We start from the raw sequence: 207 nt of genomic DNA, 5'->3' as shown, positions 1-207 counted from the left end.
ATCTCCATAATTATTAAATCCTCGATATTGCCAAAGCATGCTAAATATATATATCGATTTATAATTTAAATCTACTCCGTTACTTTCCCTTATATGGAACCTGGTATTTCCAATATTCATATCTTGAATTAACTTCTCAATGATATTAACTTCAAATTTATTGTCGATTAGCCCCGTTAAAACAATCTCATGGTCACCATTATTAAC

At 29.0% G+C, this 207-nt stretch carries 1 protein-coding gene; it reads right to left on the bottom strand.

Going from position 1 to position 207, the window contains the following annotated elements; translation table 11 throughout:
• On the bottom strand, nt 1-207 hold a 207-nt coding region (locus tag LKX83_RS33780; RefSeq protein ID WP_227887703.1), incomplete at both ends, for a hypothetical protein.

This window comes from Cohnella baijiui (assembly GCF_020731285.1).
Lineage (GTDB): Bacteria > Bacillota > Bacilli > Paenibacillales > Paenibacillaceae > Cohnella.
This window is presented reverse-complemented; position numbering and strand designations above follow the sequence as displayed.